20 protein-coding genes are annotated in these 18503 nt (G+C 71.3%); 6 read left to right on the top strand and 14 right to left on the bottom strand.

Annotated elements, in window-relative coordinates; genetic code table 11:
• Positions 1-117 precede the first annotated feature (117 nt).
• Entirely contained in the window at positions 118-912 is a 795-nt protein-coding gene (locus tag AB5J73_RS12850; RefSeq protein ID WP_370969942.1) for a DUF2470 domain-containing protein, read from the top strand.
• Here AB5J73_RS12850 and AB5J73_RS12845 read toward each other — a convergent pair.
• Complete coding sequence (locus AB5J73_RS12845; RefSeq protein ID WP_370969941.1) at positions 904-1365, bottom strand: PPOX class F420-dependent oxidoreductase; 462 nt, start codon at positions 1363-1365, stop codon at positions 904-906. The genes AB5J73_RS12850 and AB5J73_RS12845 overlap by 9 nt on opposite strands.
• A gap of 22 nt (positions 1366-1387) precedes the next feature.
• Here AB5J73_RS12845 and AB5J73_RS12840 point away from each other — a divergent pair, with 22 nt between their 5' ends.
• The 3 genes from AB5J73_RS12840 to AB5J73_RS12830 all read left to right on the top strand — a co-directional run bounded on the left by AB5J73_RS12840 (position 1388) and on the right by AB5J73_RS12830 (position 4132).
• Complete coding sequence (locus tag AB5J73_RS12840) at positions 1388-2200, top strand: CPBP family intramembrane glutamic endopeptidase (protein ID WP_370969940.1); 813 nt, start codon at positions 1388-1390, stop codon at positions 2198-2200.
• Positions 2201-2240: 40 nt separating this feature from the next.
• Positions 2241-3428, top strand: coding sequence for an arginine deiminase (locus tag AB5J73_RS12835; protein ID WP_370973123.1), 1188 nt, complete (start codon positions 2241-2243; stop codon positions 3426-3428).
• A 149-nt stretch (positions 3429-3577) separates the two neighbouring features.
• Positions 3578-4132, top strand: coding sequence for a ferritin (locus AB5J73_RS12830; RefSeq protein WP_370969939.1), 555 nt, complete (start codon positions 3578-3580; stop codon positions 4130-4132).
• 83 nt (positions 4133-4215) lie between these two features.
• Here AB5J73_RS12830 and AB5J73_RS12825 read toward each other — a convergent pair whose 3' ends face one another.
• From AB5J73_RS12825 to AB5J73_RS12810, 4 genes are all read right to left on the bottom strand, one after another.
• Complete coding sequence (locus AB5J73_RS12825) at positions 4216-5040, bottom strand: hypothetical protein (protein WP_370969938.1); 825 nt, start codon at positions 5038-5040, stop codon at positions 4216-4218.
• Positions 5037-5549, bottom strand: a complete 513-nt coding sequence (locus tag AB5J73_RS12820; RefSeq protein WP_370973121.1) for a SigE family RNA polymerase sigma factor — start codon at positions 5547-5549, stop codon at positions 5037-5039. The genes AB5J73_RS12825 and AB5J73_RS12820 overlap by 4 nt, the downstream gene beginning before the upstream one ends.
• A 198-nt stretch (positions 5550-5747) precedes the next feature.
• A complete protein-coding gene (locus tag AB5J73_RS12815; protein ID WP_370969937.1) occupies positions 5748-6101 on the bottom strand; it encodes a DUF952 domain-containing protein in 354 nt (117 codons plus the stop codon).
• Positions 6102-6204: 103 nt separating this feature from the next.
• Entirely contained in the window at positions 6205-7086 is an 882-nt protein-coding gene (locus AB5J73_RS12810) for a DUF5926 family protein (RefSeq protein ID WP_370969936.1), read from the bottom strand.
• 53 nt (positions 7087-7139) lie between these two features.
• Between AB5J73_RS12810 and AB5J73_RS12805 the strand changes: the two genes are divergently transcribed.
• Complete coding sequence (locus AB5J73_RS12805) at positions 7140-8306, top strand: cytochrome P450 (RefSeq protein ID WP_370969935.1); 1167 nt, start codon at positions 7140-7142, stop codon at positions 8304-8306.
• 510 nt (positions 8307-8816) lie between these two features.
• Here AB5J73_RS12805 and mca read toward each other — a convergent pair.
• Positions 8817-9662, bottom strand: a complete 846-nt coding sequence (gene mca, locus AB5J73_RS12800) for a mycothiol conjugate amidase Mca (RefSeq protein WP_370969934.1) — start codon at positions 9660-9662, stop codon at positions 8817-8819.
• Positions 9659-11005, bottom strand: a complete 1347-nt coding sequence (locus tag AB5J73_RS12795; RefSeq protein WP_370969933.1) for an MDR family MFS transporter — start codon at positions 11003-11005, stop codon at positions 9659-9661. The genes mca and AB5J73_RS12795 overlap by 4 nt, the downstream gene beginning before the upstream one ends.
• Before the next feature lie 96 nt (positions 11006-11101).
• Here AB5J73_RS12795 and AB5J73_RS12790 point away from each other — a divergent pair, with 96 nt between their 5' ends.
• Positions 11102-11692, top strand: coding sequence for a TetR/AcrR family transcriptional regulator (locus AB5J73_RS12790; RefSeq protein ID WP_370969932.1), 591 nt, complete (start codon positions 11102-11104; stop codon positions 11690-11692).
• On the opposite strand, the gene AB5J73_RS12785 is transcribed toward AB5J73_RS12790, so the two are convergent.
• The 7 genes from AB5J73_RS12785 to AB5J73_RS12755 all read right to left on the bottom strand — a co-directional run bounded on the left by AB5J73_RS12785 (position 11689) and on the right by AB5J73_RS12755 (position 18417).
• Entirely contained in the window at positions 11689-12711 is a 1023-nt protein-coding gene (locus tag AB5J73_RS12785) for a DUF4328 domain-containing protein (protein WP_370969931.1), read from the bottom strand. The two genes, AB5J73_RS12790 and AB5J73_RS12785, sit on opposite strands and share 4 nt — an antisense overlap.
• Before the next feature lie 2 nt (positions 12712-12713).
• Positions 12714-13073 (bottom strand): rhodanese-like domain-containing protein, encoded by a 360-nt coding sequence (locus AB5J73_RS12780; RefSeq protein WP_370969930.1) that lies wholly within the window; start codon positions 13071-13073, stop codon positions 12714-12716.
• A gap of 53 nt (positions 13074-13126) precedes the next feature.
• The gene (locus AB5J73_RS12775) at positions 13127-14755 is read right to left on the bottom strand and encodes a cation acetate symporter (RefSeq protein WP_370969929.1); all 1629 of its coding nucleotides are present in this window, start codon (positions 14753-14755) and stop codon (positions 13127-13129) included.
• On the bottom strand, positions 14752-15102 hold the full coding sequence (locus AB5J73_RS12770) for a DUF485 domain-containing protein (RefSeq protein ID WP_370969928.1): 351 nt from the start codon (positions 15100-15102) through the stop codon (positions 14752-14754). Before AB5J73_RS12770 ends, AB5J73_RS12775 begins: the two co-directional genes overlap by 4 nt.
• A gap of 116 nt (positions 15103-15218) precedes the next feature.
• Positions 15219-17009: a cation acetate symporter gene (locus tag AB5J73_RS12765; protein ID WP_370969927.1), complete on the bottom strand. Its 1791-nt coding sequence runs from the start codon at positions 17007-17009 to the stop codon at positions 15219-15221.
• Positions 17010-17039: 30 nt separating this feature from the next.
• Positions 17040-17570: a hypothetical protein gene (locus tag AB5J73_RS12760; RefSeq protein ID WP_370969926.1), complete on the bottom strand. Its 531-nt coding sequence runs from the start codon at positions 17568-17570 to the stop codon at positions 17040-17042.
• A gap of 13 nt (positions 17571-17583) precedes the next feature.
• Positions 17584-18417 (bottom strand): LytTR family DNA-binding domain-containing protein, encoded by an 834-nt coding sequence (locus AB5J73_RS12755; protein ID WP_163046789.1) that lies wholly within the window; start codon positions 18415-18417, stop codon positions 17584-17586.
• Positions 18418-18503: the final 86 nt, after the last annotated feature.

The following is an 18503-nucleotide window of genomic DNA, read 5'->3' as shown; positions in this document are numbered from 1 at the left end:
TCGGTGAACCGGTCACCGGCGTTACCGGATACTCCGTTCAGCGGAACGGCCACGTGACCCGGGTGACTACCCAGACCGTCGAATTCAGGTTAGGCTCACCTAAGTAGGAGGTGAGCCGTGACCCAGGCACCCGCATCCATCCGCCGCCCGCCGGCGCCGAACCCCGCCGAGCGCGCCAAGACGATCGCGACCCGCAACGGTCCCGCGTCCTTGCTGCCCACCTGCGAACGCGCCGGTCTCGACGGCGAGCGCGTCGTCCCGGTCCTGCACCACGTGCACCACAGCGGCAGCGTGAGCGTGCTGCTGGCCGACGACCACCCGATGGTCACCGCGGCGAAGCAGACCCAGCGCGGCGAGCTGGCCGTGATGGTCGAGCTCGCCGACCAGGCGCCGGTCGCCCTGCGGGAGCCGATCCGCGGGCTGCTGTGGATCACCGGCTGGCTGCGGCCGCTCTCGCCGGTGTCGGCCCGGGCCCGGGCGGTCGCGATCGCCGAGGCGCGGCCGGACGAGCGGCTGCTCGACGTCGGCCACGGCGTCACGCTGCTGCGGCTCACCCCGGCGTCGCTCGTGCTCGCCGACGCCGAGGGCACGCACTCGCTGCGCCCGCACATGTTCAGCGCCGCGCCGCCGGACCCGTTCCACGACTACGAGGCCCAGTGGCTGCGGCACCTGGAGAGCGACCACTCCGACGTCGTCGACCAGCTGGCGAAGCACCTGCCGGCGGACCTGCGCGGCGGCCGGATCCGCCCGCTCGGCCTCGACCGGTTCGGGCTGCGGCTGCGCGTCGAGTCCGAGGCGGGCGACCACGACGTCCGGCTGGCGTTCTCGAAGTCCGTCGACAGCCCGCCGCAGCTCGCGATGGAGCTGCGGCGGCTGGTCGGCTGCCCGTTCCTGCGGGGCGCGTCAGGCTAGTTCGGCGGGGAAGCCGCCCTTGGCGAGCGGGCCCCAGCTCTCGATGGTCACCCGGATGATGCTCTTGCCCTGCTTGACCATGGCTTCGCGGTATTCGTCCCAGTCCGGGTGCTCGCCGGAAATGGCCCGGAAGTACTCGACGAGCGGCTCGACCGAATCCGGGATGTCGAGGACCTCGGCGGTGCCGTTGAGCTGCACCCACCGGTCGTTCCACTCGTCGGACAGGATGCAGGCCGAGACCCGCGGGTTCCGCTTGATGTTCACGATCTTGGCGCGCTTCGGGTAGGTCGAGATGACCAGCCTGCCCTCGGCGTCGACCCCGCAGGTGACCGGCGACAGCTGCGGCCCGCCGTCGGCCTTCGTGGTCAGCAGGATCGCGCGGTGGCGGGTGGACAGGAACTCGACCAGCTCGGCGCGGTCGACGGTTTCGTTGGTGGCGATGCTCCTCGGCATACCCCGAAGGTAGCGTGCGCACATGACGTTCACCGCGCGATCGTGGCTGGCCCCGGCCCGCCCCGAGTTCCCCGGGACGATCGAGGACCCGGCGGAGCGCCGCGCGATCAAGGTCGAGCTGGTGATCGTCTTCGGGATCACGCTCGGCCTGTCCGGCGTGCGCAGCCTGCTGTCCCTTGTGGACTCGCTGCTGCAGCCGACGCCGCTGGCCCAGCAGCAGGTCCAGCTCAACGTGCCCCAGGCCGCGGCGAGCCTGATCGACCTGCTCAAACAGCTGCTCTCGGCCGCCCAGCTGGTCGGCTGGGGCGCGCTCGGGCTGTACTTCCTGTGGCGCGCCGGGATCAAGGTCGCGCAGGTCGGGCTGGACCGCCGCGCCCCCGGCCGCGACGCCCTGCTGACGCTCGGGCTGGCCGCGCTGATCGGGATCCCCGGCCTGGCGCTCTACTTCATCTCCTACCACCTCGGCTTCAGCCTGGCGGTACAACCGTCCACTTTGAACGACACGTGGTGGCGGCCGGTCACGCTGACGCTGTCGGCGTTCGGCAACGCCTTCGCCGAGGAAGTCCTGGTCGTCGGCTACCTGCTGACCCGGCTGCGGCAGCTCGGCGTGCGCGAGAACAACGCCGCGTTCGGCGCCGCCGTGCTGCGCGGGTCGTACCACCTGTACCAGGGCTTCGGCGGGTTCGTCGGCAACTTCGTGATGGGGCTGGTGTTCGGGCGGCTGTGGCAGAAGACGAACCGGCTGTGGCCGCTCGTGGCCGCGCACACGCTGTTCGACTTCGTGTCGTTCGTCGGGTATTCGCTGCTCAAAGGTCACGTTTCCTGGCTGCCGTGAATAGGATCGGGTGGTGAGCGACGAAACGACACCTCCCCGGGTGGACAGCGAAGTCGGACCCCTGCGCGCGGTGCTGCTGCACCGGCCCGGCAACGAGCTCAAAAGGCTGACGCCCCGCAACAACGACCAGCTGCTGTTCGACTCGATCCCGTGGGTCGACCGGGCCCAGGCCGAGCACGACGCGTTCGCCGAAGTGCTGCGCAGCCGCGGCGTCGAGGTCCTGCTGCTGGCCGACGCGCTCCGCACGGCGTTGGAGGACGACCGCGCCCACGCGGCGGGCGTCCACGCGGCCGTCGACGACCGGCGGCTCGGCGGCGACCTGGCCGACTCGCTGCGGTCGCACCTGTCCGGCGTCAGCGCGCCCGGCCTCGCCGAGGTGCTGATGGCCGGGATGACGTTCGAGGAGCTGCCGTCCGCGGAGGGCGCGTCGCTGGTGCGGATGATGAACCACCCGCACGACTTCGCCGTCGACCCGCTGCCGAACCTGCTGTTCACCCGCGACTCGTCGGCGTGGATCGCCGACCGGGTGGCGGTCTCGTCGCTGACCATGCCCGCGCGCCGCCGGGAAACCGCGGTGCTGGACCTGATCTACGCCTACCACCCGCGGTTCCGGCACGCCGCGCGCGCGTACGGCGCGCATTCCGCGCCGATCGAAGGCGGCGACGTCATGCTGCTGGCCCCGGGCGTGCTGGCCATCGGCGTCGGCGAGCGGACGACGGCGGCCGGCGCCGAGTCCCTCGCCCGCTCGGTGTTCGCCGACGGCATCGCGCACACCGTGCTGGCGGTGCCGATCGAGCAGTCCCGCGCGACCATGCATCTGGACACGGTGTGCACGATGGTCGACGCCGACGCGGTCGTGATGTACCCGCTGGCGCGCGACTCCCTGACGGCGTTCACGCTCCGCCCGACCGGCGACGGCGGCGTGAAGGTGGCCGGCCCGGCCCCGTTCCTGGTGGCCGCGGCCGAAGCGATGGAAATCGACCGGCTGCGGGTCATCGACACCGGCCTCGACCCGGTGACCGCCGAGCGCGAGCAGTGGGACGACGGCAACAACACGCTCGCGCTGGCCCCGGGCGTCGTCGTCGGCTACGAGCGGAACGTCGAGACGAACGAGCGGCTGGAGGCGGCGGGCATCGAGGTGCTGCCGATCGCGGGCTCGGAGCTGGGCTCCGGCCGCGGCGGGCCGCGCTGCATGTCCTGCCCGATCCGCCGCGAACCGTTGCGATAAATGAAGTAAGCCTTCCCTAAATGCGCGCGACAATTTAGGGAAGGCTTACTTAAATTAGGTTCGTCTTCTTTAGGAATGGTAACCCTAATAGGGGGCGGATCACCAGTCCCGATTGGCATTTTCGACAATCTTGATCTATTCTGATCTCCATGGCCCTCACCAAGAAGAAAGAACCGCGCTCGAAGTTCTTCGAACTGCTGCAGGCGCAGATCCACAACGAGTTCAACGCGTCACAGCAGTACATCGCGCTCGCGGTGTGGTTCGACGCCGAGGACCTGCCGCAGCTGGCGAAGCACTTCTACAAGCAGTCCGTCGAAGAGCGCAACCACGCGATGGCGCTCGTGCAGTACATGCTCGACCGCGACCACCACGTCGAAATCCCCGGCACCGGCGAGGTGCGCAACGACTTCTCGGGCGTCACCGAGCTCATCGAGCTGGCACTGGCGCAGGAGAAGGAGGTCGCCGTCGACATCTCCGCGATGGCCAAGGCGGCGCGCGCCGAAGAGGACTACATCAGCGAGCAGTTCACGCAGTGGTTCCTCAAGGAACAGGTCGAAGAGATCTCCCAGATGAGCACGCTGCTGAACGTCGTCAAGCGCGCGAACGGCAACCTGTTCGAGGTCGAGAACCACCTCCACCGCGAGTCGGTCGGTGACAGCGGCGCCGACGCGCAGATGCCGCCCGTGGCCGGCGGCGCGCTCTAAGAGCTTCGCTCCCACCACGAGAAAACCGGAAGCCCGGGCTCTCCCCCTGTGGATAGCCCGGGCTTCCGCATGCGGCCGGCCGATCAGCCGGCGCAGTCCTGGTTGACGCTCATCAAGCTCGTCTGGGCGACTCCGGCGGCACCGAGCAGGAAGTGGTAGTCGGCCGTCGCGCTCGCCGGGGCGACGACGCCACCGGTCTCGTCCTTGGCCGCCGGGTAGGCAGCGAGCACCTGCTCCTTGGTGGCTCCGGCGCCGATGCCTTCGGCGGTGTGCGCGACGACGTCCGGGGTGACGACGACCAGCCCGACCGCCTTCGAAATGACGACGCTCGCGGTGGCGGGGACCCCGCCGCCATCCGCCTTGTAGACGGTGCAGCTCGCCCCGGCCTGCGCCTCGCTGAGCGTGACGGCCTGCGCGGTGACCTCGGCCTCCGACATGCCGAGCTTGAGCCGGCCGAAGCCGTCGGCCGCGAGCAGCGGACCGGTCGAGACGCTCGGCAAGGCCGTCGGCGGGCGTGAGGACGACGATCGCGACGGCGTCGACGTCGGCGTGCCCGGCGGCACGGAAACCTCGATGCTCTGGGTGCCGGTCGGCGCCGGGGCCGGCGGCTGCGCCGGATGTCCCTGGGTCAGGTTCTCGGGCGGTTTGACGCTGATGTCGGTCCCGTCGGCGGACATCACCGCGGTGCCGTCCTCGGTGTGGATCCGCACCATGGTCAGCCCGGCCGAGACGACGACCACGGCCGCGGCGACACCGGTGACGGCCTGCAGGTTCCGGCGCCGGCGCCGACGGCGTCCCGCACCGGCGACGATGGCCGCGCCCGCTTCCGCCGGCGGCGGCAGGTCCAGCCGCTCATCGGCGAACATCGCGCGCAGGCGCTGTTCCAGCTCCTCCTCGGAGATGTTCAACCCGCGTCACTCCCTTCGCCTTCGTTGCCGGTCGCCTTGAGTTTCGTCCGCAGCGACGTGATCGCCTTGCTGGCCTGGCTCTTGACGGTGCCCTGCGTGACGCCGAGGGCCCCGGCGATCTCCGCTTCCGAGAGACCTTCGTAGTAACGCAGCACCATCACCGCGCGTTGTCGCGGCGGCAGCGTCCGTAAGGCACGCCACAGCGGCTCGTGCTCGAACGGGTCGGCCGGCACGTGCGGCGTGGTGTCCGGCAGGTCGGCAACCAGGTTCTCGCGGCGCGTCCGACGCCAGCGGCTGACGTGCGCGTTCGCCATCGACCGGCGGACGTAGGCCAGCGGGTCACCGGTCTTCTCGTGCACGTGGTGCCAGCGCGAGCCGATCTTCTCCAGCACGGTCTGCACGAGGTCGGCCGCGTCGTGCGGGTTGCCGGTGAGCGCGTGGCCGTACCGCAGCAGCCCCGGCAGGGTGGCCTGCACGAAGTCGCCGAAGTCGGTGAACTCGCCCGCCAACGTCGCGGCCCTCCCTCGGCCTGCGCTGGTCACCCAGGTCTCTCCCCCGGTGAGGACTGGTGCCGCAGCGGTCACCGTATCGCCTCCCATCGGGGTCGGATAGCCAGAAGCCGAGTCGCTTTCTCCCCCAACACGCATCACAGCCCCCTCAGGTTGCCTGCGTTGCCGCCCGAATCCGGGCGGTTCGATCTGCCCACGTCAGCGGTGCGCGAGCGAGGACGGCAGCCGGAAACCGCCGCCGTCCACCTCGCCGAACTCGTGCACACCGACGACCGCGGCGTGCGGCAGCGGACCGTACACGTGCGGGAACCAGACCCCGGCCGGGTGCGGCGGCTCGCCGTCCTCCCAGCGGACCGGGACGCCGACCTTCCCCGGGTCGATCTCGAGCAGCACCAGGTCGGTGCGGCCCCGGTAGAGCGCGTTGGCCGGCAGGTGCGCCGTGCCGAAGTCGGAGCAGTGGATGAACCCGACGTCGTCCAGCGACGGCGGCCGGTACTCCCCGCCCTCGCCCACTTCGGCCCAGTCGGCCGCCCCGCAGATGTGGAGTATCACGCCGAGAATCGTCCCACCGGCGCGTTCGGTCGGCGGTGTCTCGTGCGCCACAAAAGCCCTGGTTGAACGCTCACCGAGTGGTCGACCACCCGGTGAGCGCCGGTCAGCGCAGGGTGAGCTGACGGCCGATGAGCCCGTCGCGCGCCCGACGCTCGGCGGCGTTCAGCGGCTCGTCGTCGAGCGACTTGAGCGCCGTCTCGAGCCGGGCACCGAGGGCGTCCTTCGCCTCGGCCCACTCACGGGCGTGGGCCTCGGGGTCGAGGTCCCACACCGGGACCAGCAGGCCGTGCGCCCGGAAGGAGCCCGCGTACCGCGTGCCCTCGCCGAGCCCGAGCTCACCGGCCGCGGACAGCCGCGCCAGCGCCTGGAGCAGCAGGTTCTCCGGCTCCGGACGCACCCAGCGCAGGTGCGCCTTCTCGCCGGCGAGGACCCAGTAGGCACCCGCGCCGAGCCGCTCGGTGGGCATGATCGCGGCGTTCGCGCGCTCGAGCGACACCGCGACGTCCCCGGTGGCGTCGGCGTCCTCGGGCAGCCACCACGCGAAGTCGGTGTGCAGCGTGACGTCCAGTTCGGCACCCGGCGCCAGCAGGTCCTGCAGCCGCGCGTGCTCGTCGGCGGCCGGCGGCGTGGTCGTGTCCGGCACCCCGAGGACGTCGCCCTCCTTGGCGTCGAGCAGCCACTTCAGCGACCGGCCGAGGTCACGGCTGATGTCGGAGGAGCGGGTCTGGACCTGCAGGCCGAGGTAGCGCTCCCCGTCCGACCGCACGAACGCGGCGGCCGCCATCGGCAGCACCGTGCCGAGCGTGACGTCCCCGCCGTCGGCGAGGGTCAGCTTGGCGGTCGCGGACGGCACGAACTCGCGCAGCGCGATCAGCTCGGGCTCCGCCGCCAGCCCCTCGAACGGCTGACCGACGAAGACGTCGCGCACCTTCGGCTTGCGGTCCGACGCCTGCTTGGGACCCTTCTTGCGCGCGCCCTTGCCCACTGCTGCCTCCTCTGGCTCGGCCTGGAACGCTATCGAAGGGTTAGTCTCGCGACGTGTTCGACCCCCGCGATCCCGAGTTCCTCGAAGACCCGTACCCGGCCTTCGCCGCCCTCCGCACCCAAGGCGACGTCCATTTCCACGAGGGCCTCGGCATGGCCGTCGCGGTGTCGCACGCGGCTTCGTCGGCGGTCCTGCGCCACCGCGGCCTGGGCCGGATCTGGCAGGACGCCCAGCCGTTGGAGCGGTTCGCGTCGTTCAACCTCCTGCACCGCAACTCCCTGCTGGAGAACGAGCCGCCCGCGCACACCCGTCTCCGCCGCCTGATCGCGGGCGCCTTCGGCCGCGGCCACGTCCAGCGCCTGCGCCCGATGGTCGCTTCGCTGGCCGCCGACATGGTCGACGACCTGGCCGCCGCGATCGCCGCCGACGGCAGCGCGGACCTGCTCGAGCACCTGGCCCAGCCCCTGCCGGTCGCGGTGATCGCCGAGCTGCTCGGCGTGCCCGGGTCGGACGGCCCGCGGATGGTCGAGCTGTCCAACGCCATCGTGAAGATGTACGAGTTCGGGCGCCCGGAGTCGGACCGCGACGCCGCCGAGCAGGCCTCCGCCGAGTTCGTCGAGTACGTCCGGTCGGTGGCTTCGGCCCGCGCTTCGGCCCCGGGCGACGGCATCATCAGCGACCTCCTGCGCAGCGAGCTGACGCCCGACGAGCTGGTGGCCACCGCGGTGCTGCTGCTGATGGCGGGCCACGAAGCGACGGTGAACGTCCTCGGCAACGGCATCACGGCGCTGCTGACGCACCGGGCGGAGTGGGAGCGCCTGCTGGCCTCACCGTCCCTTCTGGATTCGTGCGTGGAGGAGCTGATCCGGTTCGACGCTCCGCTGCAGCTGTTCGAGCGGACGGCCACCGAGGACGTGACGATCCGCGGGTACGCCGTTTCGGAGGGCCAGAAGATCGGGGCGCTGCTGGGCGCCGCGGCGCGGGACCCGGAGGTGTTCGACGAGCCGGACCGGCTGGACATCGGGCGGACGCCGAATGCCCATTTGGGTTTCGGGCTGGGGATTCACTATTGCGTGGGGGCTCCGTTGGCTCGGGTGGAGATCGCGGCCGCGCTGAGTGCTTTGGCGGAGAAGCTGCCGGGGTTGCGGTTGGTGGAGGCACCGCCGCGGCGGCCGGAGTTCGTGATTCGCGGGTTGAAGGAGCTGCGGGTCACGGTGTGAGCTGAGGTGCGGCGGCCGAGGGTGCGGGAACCGGAACCGGCGGGCCTGCGGTTGGTCGGCTGAAGCGGGGCAGGTCGGACCGGGCGGGCCGGGCAGCTGCCGACGGTGCCGGGAGCCGGTGGGCCCGCGCCTGACCGAGCCGCTCGACGCGAGCCGGGGCGGCGCACGCGAAACCGGGCCCGGCAGCGATCGACACGGCGGGAGCCGAAGCCGGCCCCTGGGCTGGGCAGGGCGGCGATCGACGGTGTCCGGGGCCGGAGCCGGCAGGCCTGCGCTTGGCCGGCTGAAGCAAGCCGGAGCGGCGCACGAGACCAGGCCGAGCAGCGGCCGACGGCGCGGGAACCGCAACCGACGGGCCCACAGTTGGCCGGCTGAAGCAAGCCGGGGTGGCGCACGAGACCAGGCCGAGCAGCGGCCGAAGGTGCTGGGGCCGGGGCCGGCGGGCCTGCGCTTGGCCGGCGGAGGCGAGCCCGGGGCGGGCGCGGGTGGCTGAGCTGGGAGGGGCCGCGGTCATGGGGTGACTCCTGCGAAGAGGTCGTCCTCCGGTTCGGGGCCTGGGGTGGGGTGGGCCAGGTGGTAGTCCTCGTACGGCCAGGCTTCTCGCTCGATCTCGCGTGAGTGGGCGAAGAACGGGTGGGCCGGGTCGACCTGGGTGGTGTGGGACAGGAGGGCTTTGTCGCGGGTGGCGAAGTGGGCCTCGCAGCGGATTCGGGTTGTCACCGTCAGGGTGTCCTCGGGTGGGAGTTCCGCCAGGACCTCGGTCATCGGGGACTCGAGGCCGGCGGCCAGGGTGGCCTCGTGGAGGGCGACGAACCACGCTCGGCTCAAGGTTGCCTGGTAGTACAGCTTCTGCGGTTGCCACGGGGCTCCCGTGCCCGGGTAGCGGGCGGGGTCGGCCGCGGCGGTGAAGGCTTCGACGGTCGCCTCGTGGGTGCGGATGTGGTCCGGGTGGGGGTAGCCGCCTGTTTCGTCGTACGTGATCAGTACGTGGGGGCGGAACTCGCGGATCAGCGCGACCAGCGGGGCCGCCGCCTCCGCCAGGGGGAGGGCCGCGAAGCTGCCTTCGGGCAAGGGCTCGCCTTCGGCCGGCAGGCCGGAGTCGGTCAAGCCGAGGAAGCGGTGGCGGACGCCGAGGATCTCGGCGGCGGCCGCCATTTCGCGGCGGCGGATCGCCGGGAGGTTCGCGCGGGTCTCCTCGGTGTCGACGGCCGGGTTCAGGACGTCGCCGCGCTCGCCGCCGGTGCAGGTGGCCACCAGGACGTCGACGCCTTCGGCGGCGTAGCGGGCCAAGGTGGCCGCGCCCTTGCTGGATTCGTCGTCGGGGTGGGCGTGGACGGCCAGGAGGCGAAGCTTCATCGGGGGCTCCTCCGGGGGAAGAAGGCGGCGGGGATCAGGGTCAGGACCGACAGCGCCAACGCCCACGTGAACGTCGTGCCGAACGCCGCCGGGGGTGCCGACGCGGTCAGTGCGTGGTGCAGGATCGCGGCCAGCAGGGCCGTGCCGAGGGAGCCGCCGATGCGGTTGACCACGTTGAACGCGCTGGCCGCGCGCGGGATGCGGGAGCGCTCCAGCGAGCCGTACAGGGTTGTCATGCCCGGGGTCGTCGCCGCGCCCAGGCCGGCGCCGCGGATCAGGAGGGACGCCGTCAGGAGGAGGCCGCCCGGCTCGGCGCCGAGCTGCGTGAACGCGATCGTGCCCAGCACCGACAGCCCGATGCCGGTCAGCATCATCCGGCGGGGGCCGAAGCGGGCCAAGAGGCGCCCGCCCGCGAGCATCACCGCCGCCGAGCCCAGGGCCTGGGGTGCCAGCAGCAGGCCGGCGCGCAACGCGCTCGCCTGCTCGACCTGCTGGTAGTACAGCGGCAAGAGCAGCATCGAGCTGTACAGCGACGCCCCGAGCAGGAACGTGCTCGCGCTCGCCACCGCGAACCCGCGGTTCCGGAACAGCGTCAGGTCGAGCACCGGCGACGGCGTCCGGGCCGCGTGGACGCCGTACGCCAGCAACAGCACCGCGCCCGCCGCCGCGGCCACGAGGACGCCCTCGGACAAGCCGTAGACCAGCGCGCCGAGACCCGGCGACAGCAGCACGATGCCGACCACGTCGAGCGGTGCGCGGACGCCGCCGGGCTCCGGGGCCGGGAGCAGCCGGCGGGCGAACAGGAACGTCGCCACGCCCAGCGGGACGATGCCGAAGAACATCCAGCGCCAGCCGAAGTCCGCCACCAGGGCACCGCCGAGCATCGGGCCCAGTACCGGGGCCACCGTCGCCGGGAGGGTGATCACGCCGATCATCCGGCCCAGCGCCGGGCCCGCGGCCTGCGCGAACACCGCCTGGCCGACCGGCTGCATCAGCCCGCCGCCCAGTCCGTGGAGCACCCGGAACGCGATCAGCGCCGGCGCCGACCAGGCGAAGCCGCACAGCAGCGTGCCGGCCGTGAAGAGGGCCACCGCGGTCAGCCACACCGCGCGGCCGCCGAAGCGGTCGGTCAGCCAGCCCGACAGCGGGATCGCCACCGACGCCGCCAGCAGGTACGCGCTCGCCACCCACTGCACCGTGGTCAGCGGGCTCTCCAGGTCACGGGCGATCGAGTCGATCCCGACGGTCACGATCGTCGCGTCCAGGATCGACAGCACCGCGCCCATGATCAGGACCCCGCCGAGCCGCCACAGCGCCGCGTCCGGCCGGACTGCCGTCGTCATGCCCACCCCCCCTTCGTTAGGTCGAACCTCAGATTAGGTCCGACCCACTCGTTGGGTCAAGCACAATCTTGGGTCCGACCCAGTAGGGTGACGGGCATGAGCGAGGGACTCCGTGCCCAGAAGAAGCACGAGACCAGGAAGACCATCTCGGACGTGGCCACCCGGCTGTTCATCCGCAACGGCTTCGAGGACGTGACGATCGCCGAGATCGCCACCGAGGCGCGCGTGGCCAAGATGACCGTCACGAACCACTTCCCGCGCAAGGAAGACCTGGTCTTCGACATCCGGGCGGACTTCACGGCGTGGCCGTCGTCGCTGATCCGCGACAGCGCCTTCCACGACACCCGCGAGCTCTACTTCGAAGCACTGGGCGCCCGGCACGCACTGGTCGGCTTCTCCGGGCCGGGCTTCGTGCGGATGATCAAGGAGAGCCCGGTCCTGACGAACGCGCTGCACGAAATGCACCGCGAGCGCGAAGCGAACCTCGCCGACCTGCTGGTCCGCCGCCACCCCGGCGAGGACCTGCCCCCGGTGCTCGCCGCCGCGCACCTCACCACCCTGCTGCGCGTGCTCTTCCAGGAGGTGCTCGACCGGACGCTGGAGAACGGGGAAGCGATCGTCGACGAGCTGTGGCCGGTCGCGGAACAGGCCTTCGACCAGCTGGAACCGGTCTTCGGCGGCTACTAGCGCGCCGCCCCGGCCGGCCGCGCGGTCCGCAGCTCGGGCTCGGGCGCGCCGGCCACCTTGAGCACGCGCATCGAGCGCACGGCCCGCGCGTCCGACGGCGCCAGCAGGGCCGTGAACCGCCGGACCACCAGCGCGGTCACCACGGCGAGCGCGGCCGCGGCCAGGTCGGTCAGCGCGACCAGCACGACGCTGTCGGCCATCGACTGCACGTCGTCGCGGAAGCGCCACACGATCGACACGCCGAGCAGCACCCAGTTCAGGAGCCAGCCGCCCCACCACACCAGCACCTGGCGCGACGGCTTCGGGCGGACGTCACGCGAGCGGCCCAGCACCGCGTGCTCCAGCTCGCCGACGACCGACAGCGCCATCGGCAGGTTCGCCACCGGCACGAGCACGCCGACGAGCACCTGCCACACCGGGCGCGGCGGGTCGTCGCCCGAGACGTCGGCCGCCGCTTGGCGCGCGACCAGCAGCCACCACAGCGACAGGCCGGCCGGCAGCAGCGCGAGGATCGAGGCCAGCAGGCCCGCGGTGAGCACGAACCCGTCGGAGAACGCCACCACCGAGCGGGACAGCGCGGCTTCGCGCCCCTGCACGAGCAGCACGTACCGCCAGATCTCCGCGCCGGCGGCGACCACGGCGAGCGCGGCGAACCCGAACAGGACGGCGAGCAGGCTGCGGCTGAGCACCGGCACGCGGTCGATCGGGCGGATCTCGTCGGACGCCGTGCCGGGCACCGACGTCGGGCGGCGCCAGACCAGGTTCGGGAAGCCCCAGCGCGGCGGGACGGGGTACGACGGCGGGCCGAGGTACCGCTCGGGCACCACCACGCGACGCCGCGGCCACGCGCCGGGCGGCGGGGTGGCCACCCAGCGCAGCTTCGGCCGGTGGGACGGGCGGCGGTGGTACGGGTACGGCTCCGGCTGGGCGGCCAGCGTCCGGCCCTGCAGCTGCTGGGCGGACGGCGGCGGGGCCTGGCGAGGCCAGTACCCAGGAGGGGGAGGCGGACCCGGCTGCAAGGCTAGATCACTTCGGGTTCGATGCCGGGGTGCTCGCCGACCATCGGCCGGCCTTCCCGCTGCCACGCCCCCATGCCGCCGGCGACGTTCACCGCGTCCCAGCCGCTCTGGTTGAGCCACGCGGCCGCGCGAGCGGACCGGCCGCCGCTGCGGCAGATCACGTGGATCGGCTGGTCGTCGGGGAGGTCGGTCAGCTCGCCGACGCGGGCGGGCAGCTCCCCCATCGGGATGTGCACGGCGCCGGGCGCGTGCCCCGCGGCCCACTCGTCGTCTTCGCGGACGTCGAGCAGCACGAGGCCGTCCTTGGGCAGGTCGCGGACCTCGGCGGTCGGCAGTTCAGCAGGGCTCACCACGATCTCCATGCTGCCATGCGGGGGCGTTGCCCGCGCGTGAGGTGGACGCCCCCGCAAAGCGGTCAGTGCGTAACGGCCTTCTCGGCACCCGCGCCGGTCAGCGCGCGCACCTCCATCTCCGCGTACTTCTTCGGGTTGCGCTCCTTCGACAGCACCGTGCCCAGCCAGCCGAGCAGGAACGCGGCCGGGATCGAGACGAGACCCGGGTTGTCGAGCGGGAACCAGTGGAAGTCGACGCCCTGGATCATCGACGCGCTCTTGCCCGTCTTGGCGTCCACCGGCTTGCCGGACACCGCGGGCGAGAAGACGATCAGCACGATCGTGACGAGCAGGCCGCCGTAGATCGACCACAGCGCGCCCTGGGTGTTGAACCGCTTCCAGAACAGCGAGTACAGGATCGTCGGCAGGTTCGCCGACGCCGCCACGGCGAACGCGAGCGCCACGAGGAACGCCACGTTCTGGCTCTTCGCGAGGATGCCGCCCGCGATGGCCAGCGCGCCGATCACCAGCGCGGTGATCCGGGCGACCTTCACCTCGCCGCCGGTGGAGACCTGGCCCTTCTTGATCACGTTGGCGTAGACGTCGTGCGCGAACGACGCCGACGCCGTGATGGTCAGGCCGGCCACCACCGCGAGGATCGTCGCGAACGCGACCGCGGAGATGAACCCGAGCAGCACCGGGCCGCCCAGTTCGAGCGCCAGCAGCGGCGCCGCCGAGTTCGTCGTGCCGGGTGCCTTCGAGATCTTGTCCGGCCCGACGAGCGCGCCCGCGCCGTAGCCGAGTACCAGCGTGAACAGGTAGAACACGCCGATCAGCACGATCGCCCAGACCACCGAGCGGCGCGCGTCGCGGGCGGTCGGCACGGTGTAGAAGCGCATCAGGACGTGCGGCAGGCCGGCGGTGCCGAGGACGAGCGCGATGCCCAGCGACAGGAAGTCGAGCTTGGTCGTGCCCGTCTTGCCGTACTGCTTGCCCGGGTCGAGCAGCGCCGCCCCGCCCTTGCCGCCCTTGTCCACGGCGGCCTGGAACAGGTCGGACAGGTTGAAGCCGTACTTGCCGAGCACCCACAGCGTCATCGCGAACGCGCCGACGATCAGCAGCGCGGCCTTGATGATCTGCACCCAGGTGGTGCCCTTCATCCCGCCGATCAGCACGTACAGGATCATGATCACGCCGACGACGGCGATCACGACGTCCTGCCCGGCCTCGCCTTCGATGCCGAGCAGCAGGTTGACCAGACCACCGGCCCCGGCCATCTGCGCCAGCAGGTAGAAGAACGAAACCGCCAGCGTCGAAACGGCGGCCGCCGCGCGCACCGGCGTCTGCTTCATGCGGAACGCGAGCACGTCGCCCATCGTGAACTTGCCGGTGTTGCGCAGCAGTTCCGCGACCAGCAGCAACGCGACCAGCCACGCGACCAGGAAACCGATCGAATAGAGGAAGCCGTCGTACCCGTTGATCGCGATGGCGCCGGCGATGCCGAGGAACGACGCCGCCGAAAGGTAGTCGCCGGAAATCGCGATGCCGTTCTGCGGGCCGGTGAAGGCGCGCCCGGCGGCGTAGTAGTCCGACGCCGTCTTGGTGTTCCGGCTGGCCCGGAACACGATCACCAGCGTGATCGCGACGAAGACCAGGAAGATGATGATGTTGAGGGTGGAGTTGCTGCCCTCCACGCCCGCCGCGAGGTTCATCGGCGCGGTTCCCCTTCGATTTCGGCGCGGATCCCGTCGGCGACCGGGTCGAGCTTCCGGTTGGCGTAGCGCACGTACAAGCCCGTGATGACGAACGTCGAGACGAACTGCAGCAGGCCGAAGACCAGGCCGACGGTGATGTTCCCGAACAGCTTGGTGCTCATGAACCCGTGCGCGTAGTCCGCGAGAAGCACGTACAGCAGGTACCAGAGCAGGAACAGCGCGGTCATCGGGAACACGAACACCCGCAACCGGCGGCGCAGGTCCGTGAATTCGGGACTCCCCTGGATCTGCTCCCAGTCGGTCTGCGGCTCCGCGCCACCGACGTCTTGTTCGGTGCTGCCCACGGCGGATCTCCACCTTCCCATATTTCTTGCTGGTAGAAACCAACGGAACGTATGGGTCGACCGTGTAGTTCGTAATCCCTCGATCGGGTATCAATTTCTTACTGACTGTCAGCGCATTACTTGCGATGCCGTCCCCGGCCGGCGATTCGCGTCTTTTCTTCGGCTTGTCCGAATCGCGCGACCGCCCTGTCCCGCATGAAGCCGAGCGGATCGGGCGCGTGCAGCCGCAGCATGATGTCGTGGACGTGCTCCGGGCGGCCGTAGCCGGTCGCGCGGCTGACGAAGTACGTCGTGACGAACGCGGCCGGGACCGTGATCAGCGCCGGCTGGTTGACGAACCACGGTGCCCAGCCGCCGGTGTAGCCACTCACGACGTTGACGACCAGCGCGGCCACCACCAGCCCGCCGCCGACGAACATCCCGGCCAGCGCGCCGGGCCAGGACAGCTTGCGCCACCAGATGCCCAGCACCAGCAGCGGGCTGAACGTCGACGCGGCGAGCGCGAACGTCAGCCCGATCGACAGCGAGATGTCCTCCGACCGCAGCGCGAGCGCCAGCGCGATCGGGAACAGCGCGACCAGCCCGGTCGCCACGCGGAAGTCGCGCACCCGGCCGGGCAGCAGGTCGGTCGACACCACCCCGGCGACGCTCACCAGCAGCCCGGACGTGCTGGAGAGGAACGCGGCGAACGCGCCGGCCGCGGTGACCGCGCCGAGGATCTGCCCGCCGACACCCGGCAGGATCGCCGACGGCAGCCGCAGGATCGCCGCGTCCGTCTTGCCGGTGACGAGCAGCTCCGGGACGTACATCCGGGACAGCGCGCCCAGTAGCGTCGGGAACAGGTAGAACAGGCCCAGCAGCAGCAGGACGTGGACGGTGGTGCGGCGCGCGGCCTTGCCGTCGGGGTTGGTGTAGAAGCGGACCAGCACGTGCGGCAGGCCCATCGTGCCGAGGAACGTCGCGAACATCAGCGAGTACGTCTGGAGCAGGTCGGTGAGGCTGCCCGACCCCGGGTGCAGCCAGTTCGCGTTCTCCGCGACCGAATCGCTGACCACCGGCACCGGCGTGCCGGCCAGGAACTTCAGCGTCGTGCCTTCGGAAACGACGTGCGGGGCCAGCGGGGTCCAGTGCGTCGGCCCGGCCGCCGGCCCGTTGTCGGTGCGCCCGTAGGCGTACAGGAAGGTGTCCGACGTGACGTGCAGCGTGACGTCGGTCTGCACGGACACCGTGGTGTCGCTGGTGAACACCGGCGGCGCGGCCGCGCCGAGCGGGCGGAAGCCGTCCGGGCCACCGCCGGCGAAGAAGACCATGCACAGCACGAACGCGGGCACCGCGATGGCGAACAGCTTGAGCCAGTACTGGAAGGCCTGGACGACGGTGATCGCGCGCATGCCGCCGGCGATCACGTTGATCGCCACCACGACCATCACCGCGATCGCGCCCGCCCAGACCGGCACCGGGAGGATCGTCGCCAGCGTCAGGCCGGCGCCCTGCAGCTGCGGGACCATGTAGAGGATCCCGATGAACACGACGAACGCCGTCGAGAACCGGCGCAGGCCCTTCGAGCCGAGCCGCATTTCGACGAAGTCAGGCAGCGTGTACGCACCGGAGCGCCGCAGGGGCGCCGCGACGAAGAGCATCAGGGCGAGGTAGCCCGCGGTGAAGCCGATCGGGAACCACAGCGCGTCGGCGCCGTCCTTGAGCACGATCCCGGCGATGCCGAGGAACGACGCCGCCGACAGGTATTCGCCGGAGATCGCGGCGGCGTTGCGGCGGGACCGCACGGTGCGGCGGGCGACCAGGAAGTCGTGCGTGCTCGTGGCCGAACGCGCGGAGCGGTGCCCGATGAAGAACGTCACCACGGCGACCAGCACGATGCCGGTCAAGGCCCACGGGTTCAGCTGCACGGGGGAATCCTCGCACGACTCGGTGCGGAACTAGTTCTCGATCATGTCCACGAACGCGCGCTCGTTGCGTTCGGCCAGCCGGTTGTACCAGATTCCGACGCCGAACAAGAACGGGAACGGCAGCACGCCGAGGATCAGCCAGGCCACCGGGATGCCGCCCAGGCTCGCCCGGGAAAACCCGGGAACCAGGTAGAACAGCACCGGCAGGGAACCGAACACGGCGACGACCAGCAGGGCCAGCAGCACCGCTGTCCGCAGCTGTACCTTCACCAGGTGGTCGCGGACGAGCAGCTTCCCCCAGCTGGTCTGCTCTTCCAGCTCGACGCGGGCGCGCAGGGTGCCGCCGGCGCGCCGGGGGTCGGCCAGGATCACCCGCTCCCGCTTGGGTTTCGCGTGGTGCTCCGGCTTCGGTTGCTTCTCCGGTTCCGGCGCGGGCGGCAGGGATTCGACGACGGCCCGCTCGGTGGGCTGCGGCAGGGGCCGCTGGCGGGCCCGCCTGCCGAGCGTCGGATCCGGTTCGCGGACGCCGTTCGCGCGGCGCTCGTAGAAGTCGTCGGTCATGACCGGGCCCTGGTCAGCCGTTCCGGCCCGAACCGACCAGCCGGTCCTTCAGCGCGCGGGTGTGCCGCCGGCTCACCGGGAGCACCTTCTCCTCGTTGCCGATCACGACCTGGTAGCCACCCTGGCCCATGCGCAGTTCGGTGATCAGCGGCAGCGCGACCAGGAACGACCGGTGGATCCGGACGAAGCCGGCCTTCTCCCAGCGTTCCTCGAGCTGCGCCAGCGGGATGCGGACCAGGTGGCTGCCTTCGGTCGTGAACAGCCGCGCGTAGTCGCCCTGCGCCTCGACCCAGCGGACCGACGAGCGCGGGATGAGCTTGGTGGTGCCGGCCAGCTCGACCGGGATGACCTCGTCGTCGTTCTTCACCGGCTCGCCGCCCAGCGCGCCGGGCGGGGGCGCCGCGGCGGAGGCCAGCTTGTCGATCACGCGCGTGATGGCGCGGTCGAGCCGGTCCTGCTGGTACGGCTTGAGCACGTAGTCGAGCGCACCGAGGTCGAAGGCGTTGACCGCTTCTTCGGCGTGCCCGGTGACGAAGACCAGCGCGGGCGACGGCCGGAGCGCGGCGAACACGCGGGACATCTCCATGCCGGACAGGCCGGGCATGTCGATGTCCGCGAAGACGGCGTCGACGATCGGCAGGCCGCGGTCCTTGCGCTCGCGCAGCCGCGGGTCGTCGGTGGACAGCAACCGAAGCGCCTCGGAGGCGTCGATCGCCGGGAACACCTTCGCCACGTGCGGGCTGTTGCGCAGGCAGTGGACGAGTTCGTCAAGACCGTTCGGCTCGTCGTCCACAGCCAGGACCACGAGTTTCCGGGTGTCATCGTGAGCACTCACAGTGAAACGCATCCTGCCCATTGCCGAGTGCAATGTCCAGCCCCCGTCTGCCTGAAGTGGGACGACCCGCGGACGGCCCCGCCCGCGGGTCCCTCCTG

This window comes from Amycolatopsis sp. cg9, from assembly GCF_041346945.1.
Lineage (GTDB): Bacteria > Actinomycetota > Actinomycetes > Mycobacteriales > Pseudonocardiaceae > Amycolatopsis.
The sequence above is the reverse complement of the archived record's forward strand: the minus strand, read 5'-3'. Positions and strand labels throughout refer to the sequence as shown.

What these genes read in the sequence shown, in the direction of transcription:
- AB5J73_RS12845 (WP_370969941.1), bottom strand. Translation starts at nt 1,365, where the DNA reads ATGCCGAGGAGCATCGCCACCAACGAAACCGTCGACCGCGCCGAGCTG.
- AB5J73_RS12840 (WP_370969940.1), top strand. Translation starts at nt 1,388, where the DNA reads ATGACGTTCACCGCGCGATCGTGGCTGGCCCCGGCCCGCCCCGAGTTC.
- AB5J73_RS12830 (WP_370969939.1), top strand. Translation starts at nt 3,578, where the DNA reads ATGGCCCTCACCAAGAAGAAAGAACCGCGCTCGAAGTTCTTCGAACTG.
- mca (WP_370969934.1), bottom strand. Translation starts at nt 9,662, where the DNA reads ATGAAGCTTCGCCTCCTGGCCGTCCACGCCCACCCCGACGACGAATCC.
- AB5J73_RS12795 (WP_370969933.1), bottom strand. Translation starts at nt 11,005, where the DNA reads ATGACGACGGCAGTCCGGCCGGACGCGGCGCTGTGGCGGCTCGGCGGG.
- AB5J73_RS12790 (WP_370969932.1), top strand. Translation starts at nt 11,102, where the DNA reads ATGAGCGAGGGACTCCGTGCCCAGAAGAAGCACGAGACCAGGAAGACC.
- AB5J73_RS12780 (WP_370969930.1), bottom strand. Translation starts at nt 13,073, where the DNA reads ATGGAGATCGTGGTGAGCCCTGCTGAACTGCCGACCGCCGAGGTCCGC.
- AB5J73_RS12775 (WP_370969929.1), bottom strand. Translation starts at nt 14,755, where the DNA reads ATGAACCTCGCGGCGGGCGTGGAGGGCAGCAACTCCACCCTCAACATC.
- AB5J73_RS12760 (WP_370969926.1), bottom strand. Translation starts at nt 17,570, where the DNA reads ATGACCGACGACTTCTACGAGCGCCGCGCGAACGGCGTCCGCGAACCG.
- AB5J73_RS12755 (WP_163046789.1), bottom strand. Translation starts at nt 18,417, where the DNA reads ATGCGTTTCACTGTGAGTGCTCACGATGACACCCGGAAACTCGTGGTC.